The following is a 24,889-nucleotide window of genomic DNA, read 5'->3' on the forward strand; positions in this document are numbered from 1 at the left end:
AAAAACAAATCATGCTGATCTCTCATTAGGAAAACTGATTTGTTCGACTACAAACTCCTCGCGGCCCTGGCCGCGGTGGTGGAGCAGGGCGGTTTCGAACGGGCCGCGCAGCTGCTCGGCCTGTCGCAATCGGCGGTGTCACAACGGATCAAGCTGCTCGAGGCGCGCGTCGGCCAGCCGGTGCTGGTGCGTGCCATGCCGCCCGCGCCAACCGAGGTTGGCCGGCGCCTGCTCAATCATGTGCAGCAGGTGCGTTTGCTCGAGCGCGACCTGCAGGGCCAGGTGCCGGCGCTGGACGACGGCGGCCTGCCCGAGCGCCTGCGCATTGCCCTGAATGCCGACAGCCTGGCGACCTGGTGGGCGCGGGCAGTTGGGGACTTCTGTGCCGAGCACCGCTTGCTGCTGGATCTGGTGGTGGAAGACCAGGACGTCGGCCTCAAGCGCATGCGTGCCGGGGATGTAGCCGCCTGCGTGTGTGCGGCCGAGCGCCCGGTGGCGGGCGCCCGTTCCCTGCCGCTGGGCGCCATGCGTTACCGCGCCCTGGCCAGTCCTGCATTTATAAAGCGGCACTTTCCCCAGGGTGTGCAGGCGGAGAACCTGGCGCGGATTCCAGCCATCGTCTTCGGCCCGGACGACCTGCTGCAGCACCGCTACCTGGCGCAACTGGGCGTGGAGGGCGGCTTCGCTCACCATTTGTGCCCGTCGTCGGAAGGGTTCGTGCGCCTGACCGAAGCCGGCTTCGGCTGGGGCCTGGTGCCCGAACTGCAGGTGCAGCGCGAGCTGGCCAGCGGCGCGCTGGTGGAGATCATCCCCGACCTGCCGCTGGATGTGCCGCTGTACTGGCACCACTGGCGCAACGGTGGCGAGCTGCTGACGGCGCTGACTGAACACCTGCACCGCGGCGTAGCCGGCTGGCTGGTCAAACCGTAGCCCGGATGTAATCCGGGATAGTTGTCCGCGCCACCCCCGGATTGCATCCGGGCTACCTGTGTAGGGCGGGTGCAACCCGCGGTGTCGACAGCGCGGGTTTCACCCGCCCTACAGGGGTCTGCAGCCAACCCATTCAAAGCTGGAAGTGCGCTACCAACTGCTCCTGGCTGCCGGCCACTTTGCGCAGGTGTTCGCCGCAGTCGCGGGTGTGCGCGGCGGTCTGGCGATTTTCCCCGGTCATCTCATGCAGGCGGTGCATGTGCTGGTTGACCTCCTGGGTGGTGGCTGCCTGCTGCTCGGCGGCCGCAGCGATCTGGAAGGCCAGGGCATGCACGCCCTCCAGCGACTGGCTGAGGTGATCCAGCGAGCCGAGTACGGCCTGGGTTTCGTCTTCCAGCGCGCGCGCCTGCTCGGTGGAACCCTGCATGCGCTGCAGCGCCTCGGCGGAGGAGTCGCCGAGGGCGCCGATGATCTGCACGATTTCCTCGGTGGCGGTACGGGTGCGCAGGGCCAGGTTGCGTACTTCGTCGGCCACCACGGCAAAGCCGCGGCCCTGTTCGCCGGCCCGCGCCGCTTCGATGGCGGCGTTGAGCGCGAGCAGGTTGGTCTGCTCGGCGATGGCGCCGATCACGCTGAGGACCGAGCCGATCTGCTGGCTGTCGCCGGCCAGGGTCTGTACCACCCGGTCGGCCTGGCGCAGGCCGTCGAGCAGCTGGTCCTGGCGGCCGATCATGCGCTGCAGGGTGCTTTGCATGGTGACAAAGGCATCGCGCGCGGCGGCGCTGCCATCGGCACTCTGGCTGGCGTTGCTGGCAATTTCCTGGACGGTGGCGGCCATCTGGTCGACCGCGCTGACCACCATTTCCAGGGCTTCCTGCTGCTGGTCGAGACGGCTGCTGGTCTGCCCGGCGGCGCCGAGGATGTCACCGCTGGCATCGCCCACCGCACTGCTGGCCTGACGCAGGCGTTCGATCACTTCGCGCCAGGCGCCGGCCATTTCATGCAGAGCCTGCATCAGTCCGCTGTGCGGGCTGTCGTGGCTGGCCAGGCGCAACTCCCCGGCGGCCAGACGGCGGGCCAGGTCCGCCATGTTGCTTGGCTCGCCGCCCAGCGGGCGCATCACGCTACGGCTGACCAGCCAGGTAGCCAGGGCCACGCCGGCGATGGTCAGCAGGCCGAGCAGGAGCACTTGCCACAGCAGCTCACGCACCGGAGCAAAGGCCTGGGCCTGATCCATCTCGGCGATCAGCGCCCAGCGCTGGCCGTTGAACTCCAGCGGTACGAAGGCCTTGAGTGCCGGTTTGCCGTCCAGCCCCGATTCGCTCAGGCGGCCTTGTTGTCCCTGCAGCGCCAGCGTCAGGGCCTGGCCGGCGAGTGGCGCAGTCTGCGCGTTGCCCCGGCTGACCTGCAGCTCGCTGAAACGTACCGAGTCGGAGCGCAGCAGGCCGTCGCTGCCGACCAGGTAGGTTTCCCCGGCTTCCCCCAGGCCCTGGCGGGTCTGCATCACCGCATTCAGCGGGTCGATCGGCAGTTCCAGCATCAGCAGGCTTTGCAGTTCGCCGTCGCTGATGATGGGGGCCACCAGGAATTGGCTGGGCTCGCCGGTCTGTGGGTTGCTCGCCAGATCGCTGATCAGCGCCTGCTGTCTGTCCAGGCTGGCGCGCGCCAGGCGGCCCATGGGCGTGCCGCGCCAGGTCGCGTCGTTGAGATTTTGCTGGTAGTCGCTACCGCGCAGCACGCTGAACAGCACCTTGCCGTCGCTAGAAATCAGCTTCAGGTCGCGGTAGCCGAAGGTCTTGATGAAATTCTCGAAAATTGGCCGGTCATAGTTAGCGGTGCTGACCAGGGCGACGGCGTCCAGGCCGGCATAGCTGGTGCTGAGGTTGCTGGCCAGGGTGCTGAGCTGGTTGTGCCTGGACTGCCAGTTGTCCTGCAGCTGCCGTTGTTTGATATTCGCTACGGCCTCCAGGGCGTTCAGCGTCTGTTCCTGCAGGGCCTGGCTGGCCTGGTGGTAGGCCGTGAAAGCCATGGCGAGTACCGGAATAAGGCCGATCATCAGATAGCTGAGCGCGAGTTTGAGACGTAACGGCATTTCCGTTGGCTCCAGGGGTAGAAGGGTTACAAATGGGGTGGCTGTCAAAAATTCTGCAAGAAGCGTGCGAATTGTTTAACGAGTGTCAAAAATAATGTTCGATAGCCGTTTGCAAGGCCGGTTTTCTGGCTTGCCATGTCACAGTCGGGCGGGGGTGGGGCTGCTAGAGTCGCTGCTACAACCAGCACCACAGGGGAGAGGCGCATGAAGATTCTGGTAACGGGGGCGAGCGGTTTTATCGGCGGGCGCTTTGCCCGGTTCGCCCTGGAGCAGGGTTTGAGTGTGCGGGTCAACGGTCGCCGCCCCGAAGGGGTGCAACACCTGATCAAGCGTGGTGCGGAGTTCGTCCAGGGCGACCTGGCAGATGCCGACCTGGTCCATCACCTGTGCCGCGATGTCGAAGCCGTGGTGCATTGCGCCGGCGCCGTGGGGGTGTGGGGCAGTCGCGCGCACTTCCAGCAGGGCAACGTCGGCCTGACCCAGAACATCATTGAGGGTTGCCTGGGGCAGAAGGTGCGGCGCCTGGTGCACCTGTCGTCGCCGTCGGTGTATTTCGATGGCCGCTCGCACATCGGCCTGCGCGAAGAGCAGGTGCCGAAGACCTTCGTCGATCATTATGGCGCGACCAAGTACCTGGCTGAGCAGAAGGTCTTCGAGGCCCAGGAGTTTGGTCTGGAAGTGATTGCCCTGCGTCCGCGCTTCGTCACCGGCGCCGGCGACACCAGCATCTTTCCGCGGCTGATCAACATGCAGCGCAAGGGCCGCCTGGCGATCATCGGCAACGGCCTGAACAAGGTCGACTTCACCAGCATGCAGAACCTCAACGACGCCCTGCTCAGTAGCCTGCTGGCCGCCGGGCCGGCGCTGGGCAAGGTGTACAACATCAGCAATGGCGCGCCGGTGCCGCTGTGGGACGTGGTCAATTTCGTCCTGCGCCAGTTCGATCTGCCGCCGGTGAGCAAGCACATGCCCTATGGCCTGGCCTATGCCGCGGCGACACTCAACGAGATGGTCTGCAAGGTGCTGCCGGGGCGCCCGGAGCCGAGCCTGTTCCGCCTCGGCGTGGCGGTGATGGCGCGGGACTTCTCCCTGGATATCAGCCGCGCCCGGCAGTACCTGGACTACGATCCGCAGGTGCCGATCTGGACCGCGCTGGAAGAATTCTGCCAGTGGTGGAAGGTGCAGGGGCGCTGAGCGTCGGTGGAGGCTCTGCGTAGGGTGTGCCGCGCGCACCGGGGCAGGCGCGGGATCGTAGGGTGGATGACGCTCTATTCATCCACCACAGGCTCCGCTCGGTGGATCGATGAAGCGCGATCCACCCTACGTGGCGGACGCACCCGCTGGTGCGCGCGCAACCCCGTCGGGAGCTGTTCCGTAGGTGCACCGTGCGCACCCTTCGGGACTCAGCCTGTGGGCTCGATCCTTCAAGCCGGGCTATGAGTCTGGTTATCAGGAGTGGGTGGCTTATACCCAGTCAACCCAGCCGCAGGTAGCGCCCGACCTATACTGGCCTGTAAAGCCAGCAAGGAAATCCGCATGTTCGCCATGATGGAACGCGCCCGGCTCGAAGCCCTGCATCTGGCGCAAGACCCTGCCACAGGCCTCCAGGCCATCATTGCCATCCACAACACGCGCCTCGGCCCCGCCCTTGGCGGTTGTCGTTATCTCGCCTATCCCGATACCGACAGCGCCGTGCGCGATGCCATCCGCCTGGCCCAGGGCATGAGCTACAAGGCCGCCCTGGCCGGCCTGGAGCAGGGCGGCGGCAAGGCGGTGATCATCCGTCCCGCTCATGTGGATAACCGCGGCGCGCTGTTCGAGGCCTTCGGGCGCATGATCGAATCGCTCAAGGGGGCCTACATCACCGCGATGGACAGCGGCACCTCCAGCGCCGACATGGACTGCATCGCCCAGCACACCCAGCACGTGACCAGCACCACCAGCGCAGGTGACCCATCGCCGCACACCGCCATGGGCGTCTACGCCGGCATCCGCGCCACTGCCCAGGCGCGCCTGGGTAGCAGTGATCTGGAGGGCCTGCGTATCGCCGTGCAAGGCCTCGGCAACGTCGGCTTCGCCCTGGCCGAGCAGCTCGCGGCGGCCGGGGTGGAATTGTTCGTCAGTGATCTCGACCCCGGCCGTGTGCAGCTGGCGGTGGAGCAGCTTGGTGCCCATGCGGTGAGCAACGAGGCATTGCTTAGCACGCCGTGCGAGATCCTCGCCCCCTGTGGCCTGGGTGGCGTGCTCAACGCCCAGACGGTTGGCACCCTGCACTGCGCGGCGGTGGCCGGTGCGGCCAACAACCAGTTGGCCAGTGGCGAAATCGCCGATGAACTGGAGGCGCGCGGCATCCTCTACGCCCCGGACTACGTGATCAATTCCGGCGGGCTGATCTATGTCTCGCTGCAACATCGGGGTTATGAGCTGCCGGCGATCACCGCGCACCTGGCGCAGATCGGCCTGCGCCTGACCGATATCTACGCCCATGCCCAGGCCGACAAGCACTCGCCGGCAAGGGTTGCCGACCGGCTGGCGGAGCGGTTGTTGTGCGGCTAGCGCAGTTCAGACCCGCTCTTGAAAACAGAAACGCCCAGGGCGGTCACTGCCTTGGGCGTTCTTTGTTGCCTGACGAGATCCGCCAAGGACTACCTGGCGCGCAGAGCCGCCGGTAATTACTCGGCGACTTCTGCGCCCAGTTCGGCCAGCGCTTCCGGCTGGTTCTTGAAGGCCTTGGCGAAAGTGTCACGGTTCTTCGCCATGAAGATGCCGAGTTCTTCCACCTGCTGTTCGCTGAGCGATGGCACGGCCTTCTGCAGCGCCTCGGACAGCGCTTCGGCCAGTTCCAGCATCTTGTCGTAACGATCGGCTTCGGCCTTATCCATAAACAAGCGCTCCAGGTCGCGGCTGCTGCGGTACACCACTTCGACGGCCATTCATCACCTCATTCCTGTATCTGTTGGGAAGAAAAATACTGTATTTGTATACAGTATAAAGAGATGCATCATTGCTGCAAGGCCTGCGCCAAAGTCTTTGCCGGCAGTCCCGTCGCGGTGCCCGCGGCCAATGCCTGGACGTCACGCTGGCCTCCATTCTGCATAACCGTCATCAGGCGGCGCCAGTATGGCCAATCAAGAGTAGTCAGGAGTAACAGCGTGAAATCGAAACAGATCGAAGCCCTGCGCGAGGGCATGCATGACTTTGCGCAGTCCGTCGGCAACCTGATGGTGGAGTCGTTCCACTACTTGGCACTATTCGGCATTGGCGGCATTACCGCCTGGGCCTCGGTGGTGGCCTTTCTCGGCATGCTGGAGAAGGGCCATATCACGGTCGATGACATCCTCCTGCTGTTCATCTACCTGGAGCTGGGGGCCATGGTTGGCATCTACTTCAAGACCAACCACATGCCGGTGCGCTTCCTGATCTACGTGGCGATCACCGCGCTGACCCGCCTGCTGATCTCCGACGTGTCGCACCATCATCGCCCGGACATGGGCGTGGTCTATGTCTCCGGCGCCATTCTGTTGCTCGGCCTGGCGATCCTGGTGGTGCGCTATGCCTCCTCGCGTTTCCCCTCGGTGCAGGCGCCGATGCGCCTGGGACGGGAGCAAGAGCGCGAGGCTGGCGAAGCCTGAGGCGGTCCTTGGGCGCGTGGGGCGGTTTGCCGGGCCACGCGGCCTGATCACGCGGCAGGGGGTGGTAGGACAAGACTGCTAATAGCTTTCCACTGCAAGTGTTTCTCACTACTATATGGCTCTGATTCGTAGTTGCTAGTCGTTCCATCGTGAGCGGCTGGCACGTATTCCCCGAAAACAGCGAGCCGACCTTGAGCAAGAACCTTCCCCTGTCGCGCTGGAGCATTGCCTCGCGTGTGCTGGCTGCCCTGTTCGGCGGTTATGCGCTGGCCTATGGCTTTACCGCGTTCTTTTCCGTTTACCTGCCGCTGGTTCGGGCCGACCGCGTGGTGTTTTCCAGCCTGGCCTGCTTTGCCGTATGGACTGCGGCGGTGATCTATGTGTTCGCCGCCCGTAGCGCGACCCGTGCCTGGCTATGGCTAGTCGGTCTGACCGCTGCCCTTTGCCTTGCCGCCTTCCTGCCGACTGAACTGGGAGTCCGCCCATGAGCCTGCGTCAATCCATGGCCGGCCTGCATACCTGGGGCGGTCTGCTGCCGAGCTGGCTGCTCTACGTGATCATCTTCGCCGGCACCCTGGCCTGTTTCGACAAGGAGCTGGAGCGCTGGATGCGTCCGGCACTGCACCAGGGCGTGGCGTCGAGCATGACGGCCGATCAGGTGCGCGACTGGCTGGAGGCGAATGTCAGCGACGAGCTGCATGCCTTCTGGATGCATGGGCCGACCAGCCGTGAGCCGTTCTGGCGGCTGGGCTGGGAAGTGGACAAGACCGAGGAAATGCACAACGTCGCCTTCGACCCGGCCAGCCAGCAGCCGATGGTGGAAACCCTCGGCGGTGGCTTCTTCTTCGAGCTGCACTACAACCTGCATGGTGGCACCCTCGGCATGTACATCGTCGGCCTGGCCGGCATGTTCATGCTGGTGGCGCTGGTGTCCGGGGTGATCATCCATCGGCGCATCTTCAAGGACTTCTTCACCCTGCGGCCGAATGCCAATGGCCAGCGCGCCTGGCTGGATGCGCACAACCTGTTCGGCGTGATCGGCTTTCCCTTCCACCTGGTACTGGCTTACACCGGCGTGGCGATATTCGTCGCCACCTATATGCCGGCCGGGGCGCAGGTGGCCTACAACAGCAATGTCGAACAGTTCTTCAGCGATGTGATGGGCGCCTATAACCGCGAGGGTGTGCACAAGCCCGCGGCGCAACAGGCTTCGCTGAACGAGCTGGTCGAGCGTTCGCGCCAGCACTGGGGCGGCGCTGAGCCCGGCTGGATCAGCGTGCACCATCCGGGTGATGAAGCTGGCGTGGTGGATATTCGCCGCTTCGATAGCTCGCGCATCGCCCCGCCGCTGGAAACCCTGAGTTACGACGACGCCAGCGGTACCCTGCTCAACGTGCAAAACGCCTCGGCCGGCTACCGCGCCTACACCTGGCTGGCCGGGCTTCATATGGCCCAGTTCGGCGGCACTCTGGTGCGTCTGATGTACCTGCTGCTCGGCTTTGCCGGCTGCGCCATGCTGGTCGGCGGTCTGCAGGTCTGGCTGGCCAAGCGTGAGGCCCGTGGCACTGCAGGAATCGGCCTGGTGCGCGCGCTCAATGGGGGGGTGTTCGTCGGCCTGCCGCTGGCCAGCCTGGCGCTGCTATGGGGTAACCGATTGATCCCCGCCGACCTGACCGAACGGGCCACGGCCGAGGGCTGGGTGTTTGTTGGCAGCTGGTTGCTGCTGGCGTTGTGGGCGGTACTGCGCCGTAACCAGCCGCGCAGTCTGCTCAGCCAGCAGTTGGCTCTGGGCGCAGTGCTGGCCCTTGGGCTGCCGCTGGTGAATGTGCTGACCACCAGCCATGGCGGCTTGCCGTCCAGCCTGTTGCGTGGCGACTGGGCGCTGGCCGGGATCGACCTGTTCCTGCTGTTGTGTGGCCTGCTCTGCGCCCTGTGCGCCTGGCGTTGTGGCCAGCCGCAACAGGCCCAGGAACCCCGCGCGCGTCGCGTGCTGGTCGAGGAGGCACTGTGATGCTGCTGGGTTTTGCCTTGAGTTACCTGGCGCTGCTGGCTCTCTGTCTGGCCATGGCGCGCCAGCACAAGATACTGCTGCAAGGCGCGCCCAGCATCGGCCGTCAGCGCTTGCTGCGCGGCCTGGCGCTGGTCGGTCTGGTTCTCGGTCTACTGCTGTCCATCGAACAGTTGGGCGGCGAGATCGGTGCGGTGACCTGGCTGTGCCTGCTGATGCTGGCGGGGCTGCTGTTGGTCGCTGTGCTGGCCTGGCGCGCGCGCTGGGTGTTGCCGCTGGCCGCACTGTTGCCGGCTGCTGGTGGCTTGACTCTGCTGGTCTGATCAGTCCGCGCGGGCTGCGCGCAGCAGGCCGGGGGCGGCGCCAAAGGCGGCGCGGAAGCGGTTGCTGAAGTGACTGGCGCTGGCGAAGCCGCAGGCCAGGGCGATCTCGCCCAGTGGCAGGCGGCTGTGCTGCAGCAGCTGGCGCGCACGCAGCAGGCGCCGTTGCAGCACATAGCGGTGCGGCGGCAGGCCGAAGCTGGCGCGGAACATGCGCACGAAGTGGTATTCCGACAGCGCCGCCAGCTGGGCCAGCTCGCCCAGGCTGAGGGGCTGCTCGAGATGCTGTTCGATGTACTCGGCCAGCCGCCGGCGCAGGTGCGGCGCCAGTCCACCCTTGACCTTCAGGCCCTGGCGCAGGCCGACCTGGGTCAGCAGCACATGGCTGATCATCTCGTGGGCCAGGCTGCTGCCGAGCAGGCGCTCGCCGGGTTCGTCCCAGTCCAGCTGCACCAGCTGGCGAAACTGCCCGGCCAGCTGCGGATCGTCGAGGAAGGTGCTTTCCCGCAGCTGCAGTTCGCGCGGCTCGCGGTCGAGCAGGGTGACCGCGCTGGCAGCGAAACGCTCGGGGCTGACATAAAGGTGGGCCAGGCAGATTTCGCCATTGATCACCCAGGATGATTCATGGCCGGCCGGCAGGATGCACAGCTTGTCCGGCGCGCCCTTGCTGCCGGGCTTCTCGCGGCGGAAGGTGCCGGTGCCGCCGGCCAGGTAGCAGGACAGCGTGTGCTGGCTCGGTCCCTGATAGTCGCGGGCATCGTGGTGGTTGGTCCACAGCGCCGCAGCCAAGTCGTCGCCCAGCTCGGCCCCATGCAGCAGGCGCGCGTGCGGCGAGCTGCTGAGGGACTGGAATACCTGGTTGTGGGCGAGGCTGGTCATCGGGGTTCAAGTGCCGGGTTGGACAGTGGCCATCCTACTCCCGGCATGCGCCGCTGCCATCCGCCTGGCGCAGATAAGCGCAATTTTGTGCAAGCGCAGGCGGCCTGGCGGGTCGAGACTGAAGGCCTGTCTCACGGAGCCTGGTCATGAACCTGTCGCTGTACCTGTTGACCGTCCTGATCTGGGGCACCACCTGGATTGCCCTCAAGCTGCAGCTGGGCGAGGTGGCCATTCCAGTTTCCATCGCCTACCGCTTCGCCCTGGCGGCCCTGGTGTTGTTCGCCATTCTGCTGCTCAGTGGCCGCCTGCAACCGATGAACCGCCGTGGCCAGCTGATCTGCCTGGCGCAGGGCCTGTGCCTGTTCTGCATCAACTTCATGTGTTTCTACACCGCCAGCCAGTGGATTCCCAGCGGGCTGGTGGCGGTGATCTTCTCCACCGCGACCCTGTGGAATGCGCTCAATGCAAGGATCTTCATGGGCCGGCGGATTGCCGCCAATGTGCTGGCCGGCGGCGCGCTGGGCATGCTCGGCCTGGGCCTGCTGTTCTGGCCACAACTGGCGGGCCACGAGGCCAGCCGCGAAAGCCTGATCGGCCTGGGCCTGGCGCTGATCGGCACGCTGTGCTTCTCCGCCGGCAACCTGCTCTCCAGCCTGCAGCAGCAGGCCGGGTTGCGGCCGCTGACCACCAATGCCTGGGGCATGCTTTACGGCGCGTTGCTGCTGGTCGGCTACTGCCTGGTCAGCGGTATCCCGTTCACCTTCGAGAACAGCCCGCGCTATATCGGCACCTTGCTGTACCTGGCGATTCCGGGCTCGGTGATCGGCTTCACCGCCTACCTGACCCTGGTCGGGCGCCTCGGCCCGGAACGCGCGGCCTACTGCACCGTGCTGTTCCCGGTGGTGGCGCTGAATATCTCGGTGTTCGTCGAGGGCTACCAGTGGACGGCGCCTGCGCTGCTGGGGCTGCTGCTGGTGATGCTGGGCAATGTGCTGGTGTTCCGGAAACCGCGCTCGGTGGTGAGTCCTCAGGCAGATCGAGCCTAATCCGGCCAGTGCCAGGCGGGTTCATTGAGCAGGCTCTGGCCCTGGATGGCGGTCTGCCCGAAGCTTTTGTCGAGGACGATGGAGTTGCATTCCGGGTGTTGTTCCAGTGTGGCGATCAGCCGACTGGCGTGGGACACCACCCACACCTGGGTATGTCGCGAGGCCTCGATGATCAGCCGCCCGAGCGCCGGCAGCAGATCCGGGTGCAGGCTGGTTTCCGGCTCGTTGAGCACCATCAGCGAAGGCGGTCTGGGGGTGAGCAGAGCAGCCACCAGCAGCAGGTAGCGCAGGGTGCCGTCGGACAGCTCTGCTGCCGACAGCGAGCGCAGCAGGCCTTCCTGGCGCAGGGCGACGCTGAAGCGCCCGCCGGGCTGGAATTCGATGCTCAGCTCGGAACCGGGGAAGGCGTCGGCGATGGCCTGTTCCAGGGCTTGGCGATCGCCGATCTCGCGGATGGTCTGCAGCGCGGCGGCCAGGTCGCGCCCGTCGTGGTGCAGCACCGGCGTGCGGGTGCCCAGTTGCGGCTGGCGGGCTGGTGCCTCGGCGTCGGTGCGAAAGTGATCGTAGAAGCGCCAGCGGCGGATGGTCTCGCGCAGTTGGAACACCTCCGGGCAACCCGGGTCGTTGCCAATCTGATCGAACAAGCTGTCGTAGCTGGGCAGGTGCTGGGCCAGAACCTGCCAGTCGCGGCTCTCACGCTGGCGCACCATCGGGCCTTCGCGATCGACCAAGAGTGCGGCCGGGCGATAGCAGGGGCCAGCCCAGATGCATTCGCGTTTGATCTCCGGGTCGAGGGAGAAGGCCGAGCTCGACGGCTCGGGCAGGCCTAGGGAAATGGCGTAGCTGAAGTCCTCACTGGCGAAACCCAGGCGCAGGCGTACCACCTCTCGGCGCGGACCACCCTGGATCGGCACTTCGCCGTTGCGCATGCGCCGGCTGATCGTCTCCGGCCCCGCCCAGATAGTCGACTCCAATCCGCCGTCCCGAGCCAAAGCATTGACTACACCACCTTGGGCCGTTTCGGCCAGCAGGCGTAGGGCGCGGTAGAGGTTGGACTTGCCACTGCCATTGGTGCCGGTGATCAGATTGAGCCGGCTCAGTGGCATCACCAGATTGTTGATGGAGCGGTAGTTGCCGACGGCGAGGGTATGCAGCATGGCGAGTCGTCCTGACAGTAGAGCCGCCTCGATCAGTGGCGAAGGGCGCGCAACTATCCTAGCGCAGCGGGCCGGATCGTCGATACGAATGGCTCGGCGTCAGTCGTACAGGTGTGTGCAGGGCTAGCGTGGGGCAGCATGGCGAAGCTACGTCGGGCGTCGGCCCAGATGCAGGGCGAAGGCCAGCGCTACGGGATAGCTCAGGTAGTGCAGCACGAAGAGCAACTGGCCCATGTGGCCGGGCTCGTCCTTCAGCCACATCAGGCCCCACAGGCCGAGGTAGAGCAGGCCGAGTACCGCGCCGTAGAGCAGGTTGAGGCCCCAGGCTTCGCCGTGGCGAGGCAGGTGGCCTTCGAGGTGGGTGAACAGCCAGCGCAGGCCCAGCGCGACGACTATGGCCACCAGTAGGGTGGCGGGCAGACCGCCTAGCTTGAGCAGGCCGCGCACCAGCAGGTTGAGTGCGAACACCGCTGCGGCGGCGCCGAGCGCGTATTGGTAAAGGGCAAAGCGGCGCGGGCTGGACATGATTTCAGACAAGCTTCTGATTGAGGCCGAAGCGTTTCTTCAGCACGGCCTGCAGGAGTGTGCGCGGCAGCAGGAAGGCGAGCAAGGGCAGGCTGCGGCAGCCGTTGCCCAGGCGCAGCAGGGCCGGGCGCTTGGGCCGTTGTACTGCGGTCAGCAGGTCGGCGGCGAACTCGCTGGCCGGGGTTGGTTTGTCCTGGGAGGCATTGGCGCGGGCGCGGATACCGTCACGCAGCGGCCACCAGGGTGAGCTGTCGTTGAGCAGCTGTTCCGCCGCCTGGCTGGCGTTGTTGCCGAAGCTCGAAGCGATGGCGCCCGGCTGCACTTCCATGACCTCGATGGCGAACGGCGCCAGTTCCATGCGCAGGGCATCGGACAGCGCATGCACGGCCGCCTTGGAAGCGCAGTAGGTGCCGGCGAACGGGGTCACCAGCACGCTGGAGATGCTGCCGATATTCACCACCAGACCCCGGCTGGCGCGCAGCAGCGGGAAACAGGCGCGGGTCAGCTCGACCAGGCTGAACACGTTGGTCTCGAACTGCTGGCGCATGCCCTCGGCGCCGCCATCGAGCAGCGGGCCCATGGCGCCGTAGCCGGCATTGTTGATCAGCACGTCGAGGCGTCCAGCTTCCTGTTGCAGGCGCGTGGCCGCCTGTTGCACGGCCTGGGCATCGTTGACGTCCAGCTGTACCGCGACGAAACCGGCCGCGCTCAACGTGCTGAGGTCAGCGGCTTTGCGCGCGCAGGCCCAGACCTGGTAACCGGCGCCGTGGAAGGCGTCGGCCAGGGCGCGGCCAATGCCGCTGGAACATCCGGTGATCAGTACCACTGGCTGGCTCATGCTGGCTCCTTGTTGTTAGGGGGCAGGGACTGGACCCTGCTCGCATCCTACACAAGGGTGGTGCCAGCTGTACTTGCCTTGCGGGCCAGAGTGGCTGGCCCGACGTGCCAAAGCGCCGTGCCCTGTTCGCAGAGTCGTGCGTTCGGTAACGGTGTTTTGGTTTGGCGCCGTCACTGCCGAATTCGTAGGGTGGATGACGCTTTTTTCATCCACCATGACGCCGCTCGGTGGATCGATGGAGCGCGATCCACCCTACAAACTGCCCCTGCTCAGGACTGAGCCAGTCTGGATCAACGGATTGGCGCGGACTGTTATTCCGCCGGCTGGTCGCGCAGGAATACCAGGCTGTCCGGCTTGGACTGCTCGGCGCTGTAGCGGTAGCCGGCATAGCTGAAGTCTTTCAGGCCAGCTGGGTCGCGCAGGCGCTCCTTGATCACGTAACGCGCCATCAGGCCGCGGGCCTTCTTGGCGTAGAAGCTGATGATCTTGTACTGGCCGTTCTTCAGGTCCTTGAACTCGGTGTCGATGATTCGCGCATTCAGGGCCTTGCGTTTGACCGCGCCGAAGTACTCGTTGGACGCCAGGTTGAGCAGCACGTCGTCGCCCTGTTCGGCCAGGGCTTGATTGAGCCAGGCGCTGATCTGCTCGCCCCAGAAATCGTAGAGGTTGTTGCCGCGCGGGTTGGCCAGCTTGGTGCCCATTTCCAGGCGGTAGGGCTGCATCAGGTCGAGCGGGCGCAGCACGCCGTACAGGCCGGAGAGCATGCGCAGGTGGGTCTGGGCGAAGTCGAAGTCAGCCTCGGCGAAGTCTTCGGCATTCAGCCCGGTGTACACATCGCCCTTGAAGGCGAGCAGGGCCTGTTTGGCGTTGGACGGGTTGAATGGCCGCTGCCAGCTGCCGTAGCGGGCGACATTGAGGGCGGCGAGCTTGTCCGACAGGTGCATCAGTTCGCCGATCTGCTGCGGGCTCAGTTCGCGCAATTGGCCAATCAGCTCCTGGGCATGGTCCAGGTGCGCGGGCTGGGTGAAACGGCCGATAACCGGCGGCGTCTCGTAGTCCAGGGTCTTGGCGGGGGAAATCACCATCAGCATCGGATCGTCTCCATAAAACGTGGCGGCGATTCTAGGCTGGATGCGGGGTGCGGCTCCAGCTATAGGGGCGATCAGTCACAGACTGTGCTGCGGGCTGCGGTTATAGTGGCCGCCGCGCGATCGTTTGGCCGCGCCTTCCATTCATCGCTTTGACAAGGAGGTCGCAGTGAGTTTTCTCCCTCGCGCCATCGCATCCCTGCTGTTCGCATCCACCGCTGCCCTGGTCCAGGCCGAGCAGCTGCCCATCGAAGTGCTCAGCGCCGTGGTCAAGGACCAGCGCATCGCCGACGCCGAAGTGCTGGTGCAGAAGAACGGCGCGCAGAGCGTGGTCGGCAAGACCAACGCCCAGGGCCAGGTTAGCCTGACCACGGCCTTCCCTGATGACGCCGCCAGCCTGCTGATCATCAAGAAAGCCGGCTACTCCAATCTGGTCGCCAAGTGCCCGTGCAAAGGCATGACCTACGCCATCAGTCCGGTGATGCAGAGCCTCGACGGCATGCGCGTGGTGCTCAGCTGGGGGCAGGCCCCGGCCGACCTCGACTCGCACATCGCCTATCCGGGTAATCACATCTTCTTCATGGAGAAGGAGGGCGACGAGGCCAACCTGGATGTCGACGACACCGACAGCTACGGCCCGGAAACCATCACCCTGCAGAAGAAGCGCTTCGGCGAGACCTACGTGTATGCCGTGCATGACTTCATCAACAGCGGCAACCCGTCGGCCAATGCCCTGAGCGCCAGCCAGGCCAAGGTGTTCGTCTATGTCGGCCAGTCGCTGGTACGCACCTACTACGTGCCGCAGGGCCAGCGCGGCAACCTGTGGACGGTGTTCCGCGTCACCGGTAACGGCGACTTCCAGGACATCAACCAAGTGCAGGGTATCAGCGGCGAAAGTGCCACCATCGGCGGCATCCTCCAGCCGCTGCAGAACGAAGGCCAGAGCATTGCCAGCCTGACTGCCACACAAGCCGCCCAGGGCGATGCCCAGGCACTCAACCGCCAGGGCGAGACGGCCTACCATGCCGGCCAGCTGGACCAGGCCATCGACTTCTACCGCGAAGCCATCGAGCTGGACGCCAACTACGGCCAGGCCTACGGCAACCTCGGCCTGGCCTACCAGAAGGCCGGGCGCACCGCCGAAGCGATCTGGGCCAACCGCAAGGCCATCGCCCTGGCCAGCGGCGCCAGCGCGGCCACCGTACGGGCCGGTTCCTACTACAACATCGCGCGGATCTACGAGGCGGCCGAGCAGTTCGACGACGCCCTGCGTCACTACCACCTGGCCAAGGAACAGAAGGCCAACCCGGTGTACGACAAGGCCATCCTGCGCGTGCAGGATCGTCACTGATCCGTCGCCGATCAAAATAGCGCGCCCCTCAGGGGCGCGTTTTTCATTCTAAGAGCCTGTTCACGATTTTTTCGCAACCACGCTGATTGTGAACAAGCTGGTGGATAAGCAAAGCGTTATCCACCCTACAGAGCCCACAGGCCCGCGTAGGGTGGAAAACTGCGAAGCATTTTCCACCGACAGACTCTACTCAGCTCGTGCTGGCGAGATCGTGCACAGGCTCTAAGGAAGGACATTCATGCGGATCAGAACCCTGTTATTCAGTCTCGGCCTGCTGGCCGGCAGCGTCCAGGCTGCCGGCCCCGCGAGCTTCGCCACCCTTGATCGCGGCAGCTGGCCCGAGCCGCTGCACAGCCAGGCCGCTTTCGATAGCGCCTCGCGCGCGGAGATTCTCACCTTCGCTCAGGCCCTGCAGGCCAGCGAAGGGATCGACGAAACCGCCTGGAAGACCCGCCTGGGTCTGAAGTCGGCCAATCTGCAGTCGATCGGCCAGGTGCGCGAACGCTTCTGGCAGCGCCTGCTGGAGAACTATCGTTTCGCTCGGCAGAGCTGCACGGCGGCCAGCGATTTCTGCGCGCCGGTCGAAGATGTCGCCGGGCTGCAGGAGCAGGCCCGGCAACTGGTGATCGCCCCAGACTCGCGCTACTTCGCCTGGGCCGAGGCCAGCCAGCGGTTCCACCTTGGCTACCTCAACGAGCAGATGCGCCTGGCCGCGCTGTTTCCGCGGATCAGCAGCGAGATCGCGCTGTTCTCCGAACAAGAACGTAACGGCGACGAACTGGCCGATATGCAGTTCCTCCTGACCTTCGACGATGGCCCCACGGCGCTCGGTGGCCACACTGACAAGTTGGCGGCCTGGCTGCGTCAGCAGGGCCTCAACGGCACCTTCTACGTGCTCGGCAGCAACCTGCAGCAGCGCCTGCAGAAGACTACGGCCGCCGCCTTGAATCAGCTGTATGCCGGCCAGTGTGTGGCTTCCCACGGCTGGGAACACAAGTCGCATGCCAGTTGGGCCGATTGGCAGGGCTCGGTGAGTCGCACCCGTGAACTGCTGCAGGGCGAACTGCCGGCGTTGTACGTGCCGCTGTTCCGTCCGCCCTATGGCCAGCGTAAGGCTGACAGCCAGGCCTTCTTCGCCAATCAGGGGCTGCAGGTGGCGCTGTGGCAGATCGACTCGCAGGACTGGAGCAGCAAGGTCAACGCCGAGGCCGCCGGCCAGCGCGTGCTGACCCTGATGCTGCTGTGGCGCCGTGGCGTGCTGCTGTTCCACGACATCCACAACAAGGCCCAAGGCGCCTTGCCCTGGGTGCTGCAGGCGAGCGCAGGGGTGCCGTTGCAGTGGCAGGATTGCCGCCGCTATCGCTGAATCGAGGAGGGCATCGAGGGTGGATTCGGAGGGACTTGCGCTGTGCTTGGCGAGCAAACCGCAGCGGGCTCGTCGAGGGGCAGGACTTCCGACTTTAACGGTGCTGATCGGGTACGCCAAGGGTTATTCGTCGAGCCGATAAAAAAGTCTGCAAGCGATGAAAAAGTTCTTTTTTCTGTCATCCCGAATGGAGTATTAACAAAGACAGACCGCCGAACCCTGCAGCACAGGTGGCGGCCATCGGCCATCACTTTTGCTAGCACTTTCCCGACTTCGGTCGGGTGGTCGGCGGCCCTTCGACGGAGTGCTTTACCGGCTCCGCATGGCCTCCAGATAAGGTGACCGAGTATGGATGATCACGGACACAACCGCTCCACCCTGCCCACCCTCTATGTCCTCGACACCAACGTCCTTATCCACGATCCAAACGCGCTGCTGAACTTCCAGGAACACCACGTCACCATCCCCATGACCGTGCTCGAAGAGCTGGACAAGCTCAAGGCCGGCAAGCACTCCGTCGCCGCCGAATGTCGCCAGGCCATCCGCCTGATCGACCAGGTACTGGGCGAGGCCACTCCGGAGGAAGTGGAGAAGGGTGTACCGATCCAGCGTGGCAAGAGCGGGCCTTGCGGCAGTCTGTCGATCCTCATGAGCAAGCGGGCGGAGCCGCTGACCTGGCTGCCCGAAGACCTCAACGACAACAAGATCATCAACCAGCTGGTCGACCTGCGCAGCCGCAACCCGGGCGTGCGTGTGGTGCTGGTGACCAAAGACATCAACATGCGCCTGAAGGCGCGTGCCTGCGGCATTTCCTCGGAGGACTACCACACCGATCAGTTGGTCGACGACGTCAACCTGCTGTCGCGTGGTTACCACAACATGACGGGCTCGTTCTGGGACCGCGTGAACAAGGTCGAGACCCGCCAGGGCCACGGCCGTACCTGGCACCAGGTGCAGCTCACCGACAACCTGCCGGCCGTGCATGTCAACGAGTTCATCATCGACGAGCAGGGCTTCGTCGGCTGGGTCAAGGGCATCGACGGACGCACCCTGACCATCCTCGACCTGCACCAGGAGCCATTGCTGCACCAGGAAGCCTGGGGCCTCAAGCCGCGCGACATCTACCAGTCGCTGGCGCTGTTCGCCCTGCTCGATCCGGACATCCACCTGGTCAACCTGTCCGGCGCCGCCGGCTCGGGCAAGACCATCCTGGCGCTGGCCGCGGCCATCGAGCAGACCATGGTCAGCAAGCGCTACCGGCGCATCATCGCCACCCGCAGCGTGCAGGGCCTGGACGAGGACATCGGCTTCCTGCCGGGTACCGAGGCGGAGAAGATGGAGCCCTGGCTGGGCGCCATCACCGACAACCTGGAAGCGCTGCACATGGACGACGAAAGCACCCACGGCAGCGTCGACTACATCCTGCAGAAGGTGCCGCTGCAGTTCAAATCGCTCAACTACATCCGCGGGCGCAGTTTCCAGCACAGCCTGATCCTGATCGATGAGTGCCAGAACCTCACCCCCCACCAGATGAAGACCATCATCACCCGCGCCGGTACCGGCTCCAAGGTGATCTGCCTGGGCAACCTGGCGCAGATCGATACGCCTTACCTGTCCGCCACCAGTTCCGGTCTCACCTACCTCACCGAGCGTTTCAAGGACTTCGAGCACGGCGTACACATCACCCTGCAGGGCGTGCCGCGTTCGCTGCTGGCCGAGTACGCGGAAACCCACATGTAAATCACGCGGTATTCCCCTCTCCCATTCGGGGGAGGGGATGCGTGCTTCGGCTGCGGGCGGCGTTACAATGGCCGCATCTTTTCCGGAGCAAGACCGTGCTGACCCATCTCGATTCCCAAGGCCGCGCCAACATGGTGGACGTCACCGACAAGGCGGTGACCTCCCGCGAGGCCGTGGCCGAAGCCCGCGTGCGCATGCTGCCCGCCACCCTGCAGATGATCGCCAGCGGCGGCCATCCGAAAGGCGACGTGTTTGCCGTGGCGCGTATCGCCGGCATCCAGGCGGCGAAGAAGACCTCCGAGCTGATTCCCCTGTGCCATCCGTTGATGCTGACCAGCGTCAAGGTCGAACTGCAGGCCGAGGGCGACGACTGCGTGCGCATCCAGGCGCGCTGCAAGCTGGCCGGGCAGACCGGCGTGGAGATGGAGGCACTGACCGCCGCCAGCGTCGCCGCGTTGACCCTCTATGACATGTGCAAGGCGGTGGATCGCGGCATGGTCATCGAATCGGTGCGCCTGCTGGAGAAACTGGGCGGCAAGAGTGGCCACTTCGTGGCCGGAGAGCAGGCATGATTCGCGTGCAGTATTTCGCCCGTTACCGCGAGGTGCTGGGCATTGATGGCGAGCAGTTGCAGCTCGCCGCGCTGAGTAGCCTCGATCAGCTGCGCGAGCACCTGCTCAGTCGGGGCGGCGTATGGCAGGTGCTGGCCGAACAGAACCTGATGTGCGCGCGTAACCAGGAGCTGTGCAGCCTGGACAGCGAGCTGGCCGATGGCGATGAAGTGGCCTTCTTCCCCACAGTGACTGGGGGCTAGTTAGATGAGCGTGCGCGTCGAACCTAATGCCTTTGACCCCGGTGCCGAGCTGAACGCCCTGCATGCGGCGCAGCTGGGCATTGGTGCAGTGGTCGGTTTCGTCGGCTACGTGCGCGACTTCAATGACGGCCAGGACGTGCGCGGTATGTTCCTCGAACACTACCCAGGCATGACCGAGAAGGCCCTGCAGAAAATCGTGGTGGAAGCCGAGCAGCGCTGGCCGCTGCTACGCGTAGAGATCGTCCACCGCGTCGGCCAGTTGCCGCCGGGCGAGCCGATCGTCTTCGTCGGCACCGCCAGTGCCCACCGCCAGGCGGCGTTCGACGCCTGCAACTTCATCATGGATTACCTCAAGACCCGCGCGCCGTTCTGGAAGAAGGAAGACACGCCAGAAGGTGCGCGCTGGGTGGAAGGGCGTAGCAGCGACCAGGACGCGGCTGGGCGCTGGGCCAAGTCCTGAGCGCCAGGTGTTGCGCGCGCCAACACGACATTCCCGGTTCTTCAGCGCTGCTCTTTGCTGGCCGATTGGCCGTCGACCTACGGTTGTTACCGTTGGTTGACGATATGTACATAAAAGTCCAGTATGGACTCATAAGTACAAATCAGCGGCGAGCGATCATGCATCAGCAACTGCCCAACCGGTTCCACTGCAGCAGCGATTTACGCCGCCTGCCCTTTCTTCTGCCACGCCAGTAACGCCTACAGCCAACCTGCCCGCCATCTGCGGCGGGCGCCCACACGTATAGCGGGAGTCGCACCATGAAGAAACTCGTCCTGTTGGGCAGCCTTGCCCTGAGCCTGATGGCATCCAGCCTGTTCGCCGCCGACAAGCCCCTGCGCCTGGGTATCGAGGCGGCCTACCCACCTTTCGCCTTCAAGACCGCCGAGGGTCAGCTGGCGGGCTTCGACGTGGAAATCGGCGGCGCTCTGTGCGCCGAGATGAAGGTCGAGTGCCAGTGGGTCGAGCAGGAGTTCGATGGCCTGATCCCCTCGCTGAAAGTGAAGAAGGTCGACGCCGTGCTGTCGTCCATGACCATCACCGACGAGCGCCGCAAGTCGGTGGATTTCACCGGCAAGTACTACTACAGCCCGGCGCGCCTGGCGATGAAGGCTGGCACTGAGATCAGCGCCGACTTCAGCAGCCTCAACGGCAAGCGCATCGCCGTGCAGCGGGCTACCACCACCGACCGTTTCGCCACTGAGGTGCTGGCGCCCAAGGGTGTGGAAGTGGTGCGTTACAGCTCGCAGAACGAGATCTACCTGGACATGGTTTCCGGTCGCGTCGACGGCACCCTGGCCGATGCCATTCCGGTGGATGAAGGCTTCCTCAAGACCGAGCAGGGCAAGGGCTTTGCCTTCGTCGGCCCGGCGTTTACCGACCCGACCTACTTCGGCGAAGGCGCCGGCATCGCCGTGCGCAAGGGCGACCAGGCCCTGCTCGACAAGCTGAATGCGGCGATCCTGGCGATCCGCGCCAATGGTGAGTACCAGAAGATCCAGAGCAAGTACTTCAGCTTCGATATCTACGGCGATTGATGCGCCTGCTGTAGCCAAAAGCCGCGCCTAGCGCGGCTTTTTCATGCCCGGGGTAAACGTCGGTGCAGCCAATCGGGCAGCCACCACAGCAACAGGCCGGGGAGCAGGGCCAGGGCCAGCAGGTGCAGGTGGGCGACGTACAGCTCGAAGAACACTTCCGCCGGCGTCCAGGTATTGCCGAAGGCCGTGGCGAAGGCCTGCACAGCGCTGTAGGCGGTCAGCATCGCCAGCAGGAGCAGAGCCACGGCATGCAGGAGGCGCTGGCGCAGCAGGCTGGCCAGCACGGCGTAGAGCAGGATGCCCAGTAGCGAGAGGCCGAGGATATCCAGGGCCGGGTGGTATGAGTCGATCAGGTACGGCCACTCCAGCACCAGGCGCCGCTGGCGCAGCTCGCCGGTTACGGCGCAGAGGAACAGGCCGGCCGTCAGCGGGATGGCCAGGCTCTGCAGGAGGATGCAGGTATAGCGGATCAGGCGTTGCATGTTGGCATTCCTTGCCGATGGGGGAACCTCAGGCCTCGCCCTTGATCTCTTTCAGGTGCTTGTACACCGTGGCGCGGCCCATGTTCAGCACATTGGCCACATAGTTGGCGGCGCTCTTGCCCTTGAACGCGCCTTCGGCGTGAAGGGCCTCGACCAGCTCGCGCTTGTGCTCGCGGGTCAGCAGGTTGAGGCCGAGTTGGCGCTGCTGCAGCCAGGCGTGCAGGAAGGTGTTGATGCGCTCCTGCCAGTCGTCGCGGAACAGTGCGTCCGGCTGCGGGATCAGCTTGCTGGCGGAGAGGAACAGGTCCAGCGCCTGCTTGGCGCGTTCGAACAGCGAGATATTCAGGTTCAGGCACAGCACGGCGATCGGCATGCCCTTGGCATCGCGCAGCACGGTGCTTACCGAGCGGATCTTCTGCCCGTCCCAGTTGAGCTTCTCGTAGGGGCCGATATTGCGCTCGTCCACCTCGCCGCTGAGCAGGTCTTCCAGCGCCGCATCGTCGCCAATGGTGCGCTTGGACAGGTTGTTGGCGATGTAGTTGATCTTCTGCGTGCGCAGGTCGTGCAGCACCACCTCGGCATGGGGGTAGAACAGGGTGGCGATGGCGTCGGCGATGGCGCGGAAGTTATCGAGGTCGGCGGCGGGGCGGGGCGTCATGCGGTAGGCTCCTGGATCGGCTCGGCGAGTGTGCCGCAAAGCGCCGGGGGCGTCATCAGCGACCCCGCGCTGCAGGGTCGCCGTAGCCCGGATGCAATCCGGGGCGGGCGCGAAGCTTATTCCCGGATGGCATCCGGGCTGCGCAGACGGGCGGGGCTGAGCATCGCCGCGCTGAGGCCGAAGGCGGCGAAACGCTCCGGCAATGGCTGCCGGCGGATCAGCGCGGCGCAGGCCTCGCCCATCGCCGCGCTGGTCTGGATGCCGTAGCCACCCTGGGCGGCGACCCAGAAGAAACCGTCCACCTGCGGGTCGTAACCGCCGACCAGATCACCGTCGGCGACGAAGCTGCGCAGCCCGGCCCAAGTGTGCTGCGGGCGGCGAATCGACAGCGTGGTGTGCTCCTCGATCTGGTAGATGCCCAGGGCGATATCCAGCTCCTCCGGTTGCACGTCGTGGGGCTCGACCGGGTCGGCATTGGCCGGCGAACCGAGCAGCTGGCCGGCGTCCGGCTTGAAATAGAAGGCTTCGTGCAAGTCCACCAGGCAGGGCCAAGCATGGCTGTCGACGCCTTCCGGCGGCAGGAAGGTGAAGGCCGCGCGGCGTTTTGGGATCAGGCCGATGGGGGCGACCCCGGCCAGCTTGGCGATCTCGTCGCACCAGCCGCCGGCGGCGTTGATCAGCACACGGGCGCTGTACAGCTGTTGGCCGCAGCGCACCTGCCAGCCATCGACGGTCTTGCCGATGCTGGTGACGTCGCTGGCGCAGTGAATTTCCCCGCCCTGCTGGCGGATGCCGCGCAGGAAGCCCTGGTGCAGGGCATCGGTGTCGATGTCGGCGGCGCTAGGGTCGAGCATGGCGCCTTGCACCTTGTCGCGGCGCAGCACTGGCACCAGGGCGCAGGCCTGGTCGGCATCCAGCAGACGCATGTCCGGCACGCTGGCCTTGCCACTCTCGTACTGGCGCTGCAGCTCGTCCGGGTCGCCGCTGAAGTCCACCACCAGCTCGCCGCGTGGGCTGAGCAGCGGATGGTCGCTGAAACCGGCCGGCGGCTGGTCGAGGAAGGCGCGGCTGGCGGCGGTCAGTGCGCGTACTTGCGGCGTGCCATAGGCCACGGTGTACAGCGCGGCGGAGCGGCCGGTGGAGTGGTAGCCGGGCTGGCTCTCACGCTCGAGCAGGATGGTCTTGCCGTGCGCGGCGAGGAAGTAGCCGGTGGAAGCACCGGCAATCCCCGCGCCGATGATCAGATACTCGGCGTCGATCACCGCGCTCATTGGTCCTGCTCCCGCAGCTGGTAGAGGGCGTTGGCCAGAGCCATGTCTTCCAGGCCGAGACCGATGGAGCGGAAGAATACCGGGCGCTGGTAGTCCGGCTTGGGCGCCAGGCCGCTGAGCAGCTCGGGCAGATCGCCACGGATGCTGCTGCGGCTCCAGCCGGTTTCTGCCGCCAGGAGCATCTCGCCGGCCGCGCCGGGAGTGGTGGCGCGGTAGTCGCAATACACGTCCATGCCGGCCAGGCTGGCGGGCGGCACCTCATGGGCACGCGGTGCGTTGGTGCTGATCGAGGTGATCAGCGCGGCGCGGCCCAGGGCCAGCGGATCGAGCAGGGCCTGGGCCGAGGAGGTGCACAGCAGAATCACTTCGGCGTCGGCCACGGCGGCTTCCTGGCTGTCGCACAGTTGCAGGCGGCTATCCAGCGTCTGCAGCTCGGCGCGCGCGGCGGCGCTGCGGCTGGCCAGGCTTGGCGAGTACAGGCGGATGCTCTGCCATTCGCGCAGATCTTTCACGTAATGCAGGTGGGCGCGGGCCACCGCGCCGCTGCCGATGATCGCCAGGTGGCGAGCGCCGGCCGGTGCCAGTTCGTCGACCGCCAGGGCAGTGGTGGCGGCGGTGCGTGCGGTGGTCAGGCTGTGGGCGTCGCACAGCAGCAGCGGCTGGCCGCTGCGCATCGACATCAGCAGGGTCCAGGCGGTAACCACGGCGCCGTGCGGGCCGGGGATATAGGGCGAGGTCTTGACCCCATACACACCATCCTCGGCCAGCACACCCAGGTAATTGATGAAGTCGCCGCCCGCAGGGAATTCCACCAGTTGCTGTGCCGGTTGCACGGCCTGGCCGCTGGCCAGGCTGCGGAACATGCTGCGCAGGGCTGCCGGCACGTCGATGCGGGCGAGCAGGCGTTCGGCTTCGGCCTGGTGGATCACATAGGGCGTCGGGCTGGACATGGGTGGGCGCTCCGCTGGATTGGGAATAAACTTATTTGTCTATATTGGACTTTTAAGTATTTTCCAGCAAGGCCGCTGGTCTGTGCATGGCGCTTGCGCGAACGAGTGTGTCGCATCGATTCGGGGCGCATGCATCGTCTTCAGTTCCACTGCGTAATCGTGGCGGCTAAAGGGTTTTCCCAGGGTGTAGGGTGGATGACGCCTTG

At 65.3% G+C, this 24,889-nt stretch carries 26 protein-coding genes; 15 read left to right on the plus strand and 11 right to left on the minus strand.

Translation table 11 applies throughout. The features are described from left to right. The first annotated feature begins 39 nt into the window (after positions 1-39). A complete protein-coding gene (locus tag HNE05_RS05165; protein WP_173204011.1) occupies positions 40-930 on the plus strand; it encodes a LysR family transcriptional regulator ArgP in 891 nt (296 codons plus the stop codon). A 133-nt stretch (positions 931-1,063) separates the two neighbouring features. Here HNE05_RS05165 and HNE05_RS05170 read toward each other — a convergent pair whose 3' ends face one another. After that, the gene (locus HNE05_RS05170; protein ID WP_173204013.1) at positions 1,064-3,022 is read right to left on the minus strand and encodes a methyl-accepting chemotaxis protein; all 1,959 of its coding nucleotides are present in this window, start codon (positions 3,020-3,022) and stop codon (positions 1,064-1,066) included. 204 nt (positions 3,023-3,226) lie between these two features. On the opposite strand from HNE05_RS05170, the gene HNE05_RS05175 reads away from it, so the two are divergent. Both HNE05_RS05175 and HNE05_RS05180 read left to right on the plus strand, forming a co-directional pair. Continuing rightward, positions 3,227-4,216: an NAD-dependent epimerase/dehydratase family protein gene (locus tag HNE05_RS05175; RefSeq protein WP_173204015.1), complete on the plus strand. Its 990-nt coding sequence runs from the start codon at positions 3,227-3,229 to the stop codon at positions 4,214-4,216. Between the two features lie 342 nt (positions 4,217-4,558). Then, positions 4,559-5,578, plus strand: coding sequence for a Leu/Phe/Val dehydrogenase (locus HNE05_RS05180; RefSeq protein WP_173204018.1), 1,020 nt, complete (start codon positions 4,559-4,561; stop codon positions 5,576-5,578). A 116-nt stretch (positions 5,579-5,694) separates the two neighbouring features. Here HNE05_RS05180 and HNE05_RS05185 read toward each other — a convergent pair whose 3' ends face one another. Continuing rightward, the gene (locus HNE05_RS05185; protein ID WP_173204020.1) at positions 5,695-5,955 is read right to left on the minus strand and encodes a YebG family protein; all 261 of its coding nucleotides are present in this window, start codon (positions 5,953-5,955) and stop codon (positions 5,695-5,697) included. A 255-nt stretch (positions 5,956-6,210) separates the two neighbouring features. Here HNE05_RS05185 and HNE05_RS05190 point away from each other — a divergent pair, with 255 nt between their 5' ends. The 4 genes from HNE05_RS05190 to HNE05_RS05205 all read left to right on the plus strand — a co-directional run bounded on the left by HNE05_RS05190 (position 6,211) and on the right by HNE05_RS05205 (position 8,985). Continuing rightward, entirely contained in the window at positions 6,211-6,654 is a 444-nt protein-coding gene (locus HNE05_RS05190) for a phosphate-starvation-inducible protein PsiE (RefSeq protein ID WP_420827000.1), read from the plus strand. Positions 6,655-6,845: 191 nt separating this feature from the next. Beyond that, on the plus strand, positions 6,846-7,142 hold the full coding sequence (locus HNE05_RS05195) for a DUF3649 domain-containing protein (protein WP_173204024.1): 297 nt from the start codon (positions 6,846-6,848) through the stop codon (positions 7,140-7,142). After that, positions 7,139-8,665: a PepSY-associated TM helix domain-containing protein gene (locus HNE05_RS05200; RefSeq protein ID WP_173204026.1), complete on the plus strand. Its 1,527-nt coding sequence runs from the start codon at positions 7,139-7,141 to the stop codon at positions 8,663-8,665. Before HNE05_RS05195 ends, HNE05_RS05200 begins: the two co-directional genes overlap by 4 nt. Continuing rightward, a complete protein-coding gene (locus HNE05_RS05205; RefSeq protein ID WP_173204028.1) occupies positions 8,665-8,985 on the plus strand; it encodes a DUF3325 family protein in 321 nt (106 codons plus the stop codon). The genes HNE05_RS05200 and HNE05_RS05205 overlap by 1 nt, the downstream gene beginning before the upstream one ends. Here the strand turns inward: HNE05_RS05205 and HNE05_RS05210 are convergent, their stop codons facing one another. Continuing rightward, complete coding sequence (locus tag HNE05_RS05210) at positions 8,986-9,861, minus strand: helix-turn-helix domain-containing protein (protein WP_173204030.1); 876 nt, start codon at positions 9,859-9,861, stop codon at positions 8,986-8,988. Between the two features lie 146 nt (positions 9,862-10,007). Between HNE05_RS05210 and HNE05_RS05215 the strand changes: the two genes are divergently transcribed. Further along, positions 10,008-10,907, plus strand: coding sequence for a DMT family transporter (locus HNE05_RS05215; RefSeq protein ID WP_173204032.1), 900 nt, complete (start codon positions 10,008-10,010; stop codon positions 10,905-10,907). Here the strand turns inward: HNE05_RS05215 and HNE05_RS05220 are convergent. From HNE05_RS05220 to yaaA, 4 genes are all read right to left on the minus strand, one after another. Next, on the minus strand, positions 10,904-12,064 hold the full coding sequence (locus tag HNE05_RS05220; RefSeq protein WP_173204034.1) for an AAA family ATPase: 1,161 nt from the start codon (positions 12,062-12,064) through the stop codon (positions 10,904-10,906). The genes HNE05_RS05215 and HNE05_RS05220 overlap by 4 nt on opposite strands. 147 nt (positions 12,065-12,211) lie before the next feature. After that, entirely contained in the window at positions 12,212-12,589 is a 378-nt protein-coding gene (locus HNE05_RS05225) for a hypothetical protein (RefSeq protein ID WP_240008818.1), read from the minus strand. Positions 12,590-12,593: 4 nt separating this feature from the next. Continuing rightward, on the minus strand, positions 12,594-13,427 hold the full coding sequence (locus HNE05_RS05230; RefSeq protein ID WP_173204036.1) for an SDR family oxidoreductase: 834 nt from the start codon (positions 13,425-13,427) through the stop codon (positions 12,594-12,596). 311 nt (positions 13,428-13,738) lie between these two features. Further along, a complete protein-coding gene (yaaA, locus tag HNE05_RS05235) occupies positions 13,739-14,518 on the minus strand; it encodes a peroxide stress protein YaaA (RefSeq protein WP_173204038.1) in 780 nt (259 codons plus the stop codon). Between the two features lie 166 nt (positions 14,519-14,684). On the opposite strand from yaaA, the gene HNE05_RS05240 reads away from it, so the two are divergent. The 7 genes from HNE05_RS05240 (at position 14,685) to HNE05_RS05270 (ending at position 21,322) form a co-directional block, all read left to right on the plus strand. Next, positions 14,685-15,866: a tetratricopeptide repeat protein gene (locus HNE05_RS05240; protein WP_420826987.1), complete on the plus strand. Its 1,182-nt coding sequence runs from the start codon at positions 14,685-14,687 to the stop codon at positions 15,864-15,866. Positions 15,867-16,104: 238 nt separating this feature from the next. Continuing rightward, the gene (locus HNE05_RS05245; protein ID WP_173204040.1) at positions 16,105-17,232 is read left to right on the plus strand and encodes a polysaccharide deacetylase family protein; all 1,128 of its coding nucleotides are present in this window, start codon (positions 16,105-16,107) and stop codon (positions 17,230-17,232) included. Between the two features lie 348 nt (positions 17,233-17,580). After that, positions 17,581-18,972 carry a PhoH family protein gene (locus tag HNE05_RS05250; protein ID WP_173204042.1) on the plus strand — a complete coding sequence of 464 codons (1,392 nt, stop codon included), beginning with the start codon at positions 17,581-17,583 and terminating at the stop codon, positions 18,970-18,972. Positions 18,973-19,067: 95 nt separating this feature from the next. Further along, positions 19,068-19,544: a cyclic pyranopterin monophosphate synthase MoaC gene (moaC, locus tag HNE05_RS05255; RefSeq protein WP_173204044.1), complete on the plus strand. Its 477-nt coding sequence runs from the start codon at positions 19,068-19,070 to the stop codon at positions 19,542-19,544. Continuing rightward, entirely contained in the window at positions 19,541-19,786 is a 246-nt protein-coding gene (locus HNE05_RS05260) for a MoaD/ThiS family protein (RefSeq protein WP_173204046.1), read from the plus strand. Before moaC ends, HNE05_RS05260 begins: the two co-directional genes overlap by 4 nt. A gap of 4 nt (positions 19,787-19,790) precedes the next feature. Continuing rightward, a complete protein-coding gene (gene moaE, locus HNE05_RS05265) occupies positions 19,791-20,246 on the plus strand; it encodes a molybdopterin synthase catalytic subunit MoaE (protein WP_173204048.1) in 456 nt (151 codons plus the stop codon). Positions 20,247-20,545: 299 nt separating this feature from the next. Then, positions 20,546-21,322, plus strand: a complete 777-nt coding sequence (locus HNE05_RS05270) for an ABC transporter substrate-binding protein (protein ID WP_173204050.1) — start codon at positions 20,546-20,548, stop codon at positions 21,320-21,322. Positions 21,323-21,363: 41 nt separating this feature from the next. On the opposite strand, the gene HNE05_RS05275 is transcribed toward HNE05_RS05270, so the two are convergent. The 4 genes from HNE05_RS05275 to HNE05_RS05290 form a co-directional block, all read right to left on the minus strand. Continuing rightward, a complete protein-coding gene (locus HNE05_RS05275; protein ID WP_173204052.1) occupies positions 21,364-21,804 on the minus strand; it encodes a hypothetical protein in 441 nt (146 codons plus the stop codon). Between the two features lie 28 nt (positions 21,805-21,832). Then, positions 21,833-22,462, minus strand: coding sequence for a helix-turn-helix transcriptional regulator (locus HNE05_RS05280; protein WP_173204054.1), 630 nt, complete (start codon positions 22,460-22,462; stop codon positions 21,833-21,835). Between the two features lie 116 nt (positions 22,463-22,578). Then, on the minus strand, positions 22,579-23,733 hold the full coding sequence (locus HNE05_RS05285) for an NAD(P)/FAD-dependent oxidoreductase (RefSeq protein WP_420826988.1): 1,155 nt from the start codon (positions 23,731-23,733) through the stop codon (positions 22,579-22,581). Next, entirely contained in the window at positions 23,730-24,683 is a 954-nt protein-coding gene (locus tag HNE05_RS05290; protein ID WP_173204056.1) for an ornithine cyclodeaminase family protein, read from the minus strand. Before HNE05_RS05290 ends, HNE05_RS05285 begins: the two co-directional genes overlap by 4 nt. Positions 24,684-24,889 lie beyond the last annotated feature (206 nt).

The sequence above is a fragment of the Pseudomonas campi genome (genome assembly GCF_013200955.2).
Taxonomy (GTDB): Bacteria; Pseudomonadota; Gammaproteobacteria; order Pseudomonadales; family Pseudomonadaceae; genus Aquipseudomonas; species Aquipseudomonas campi.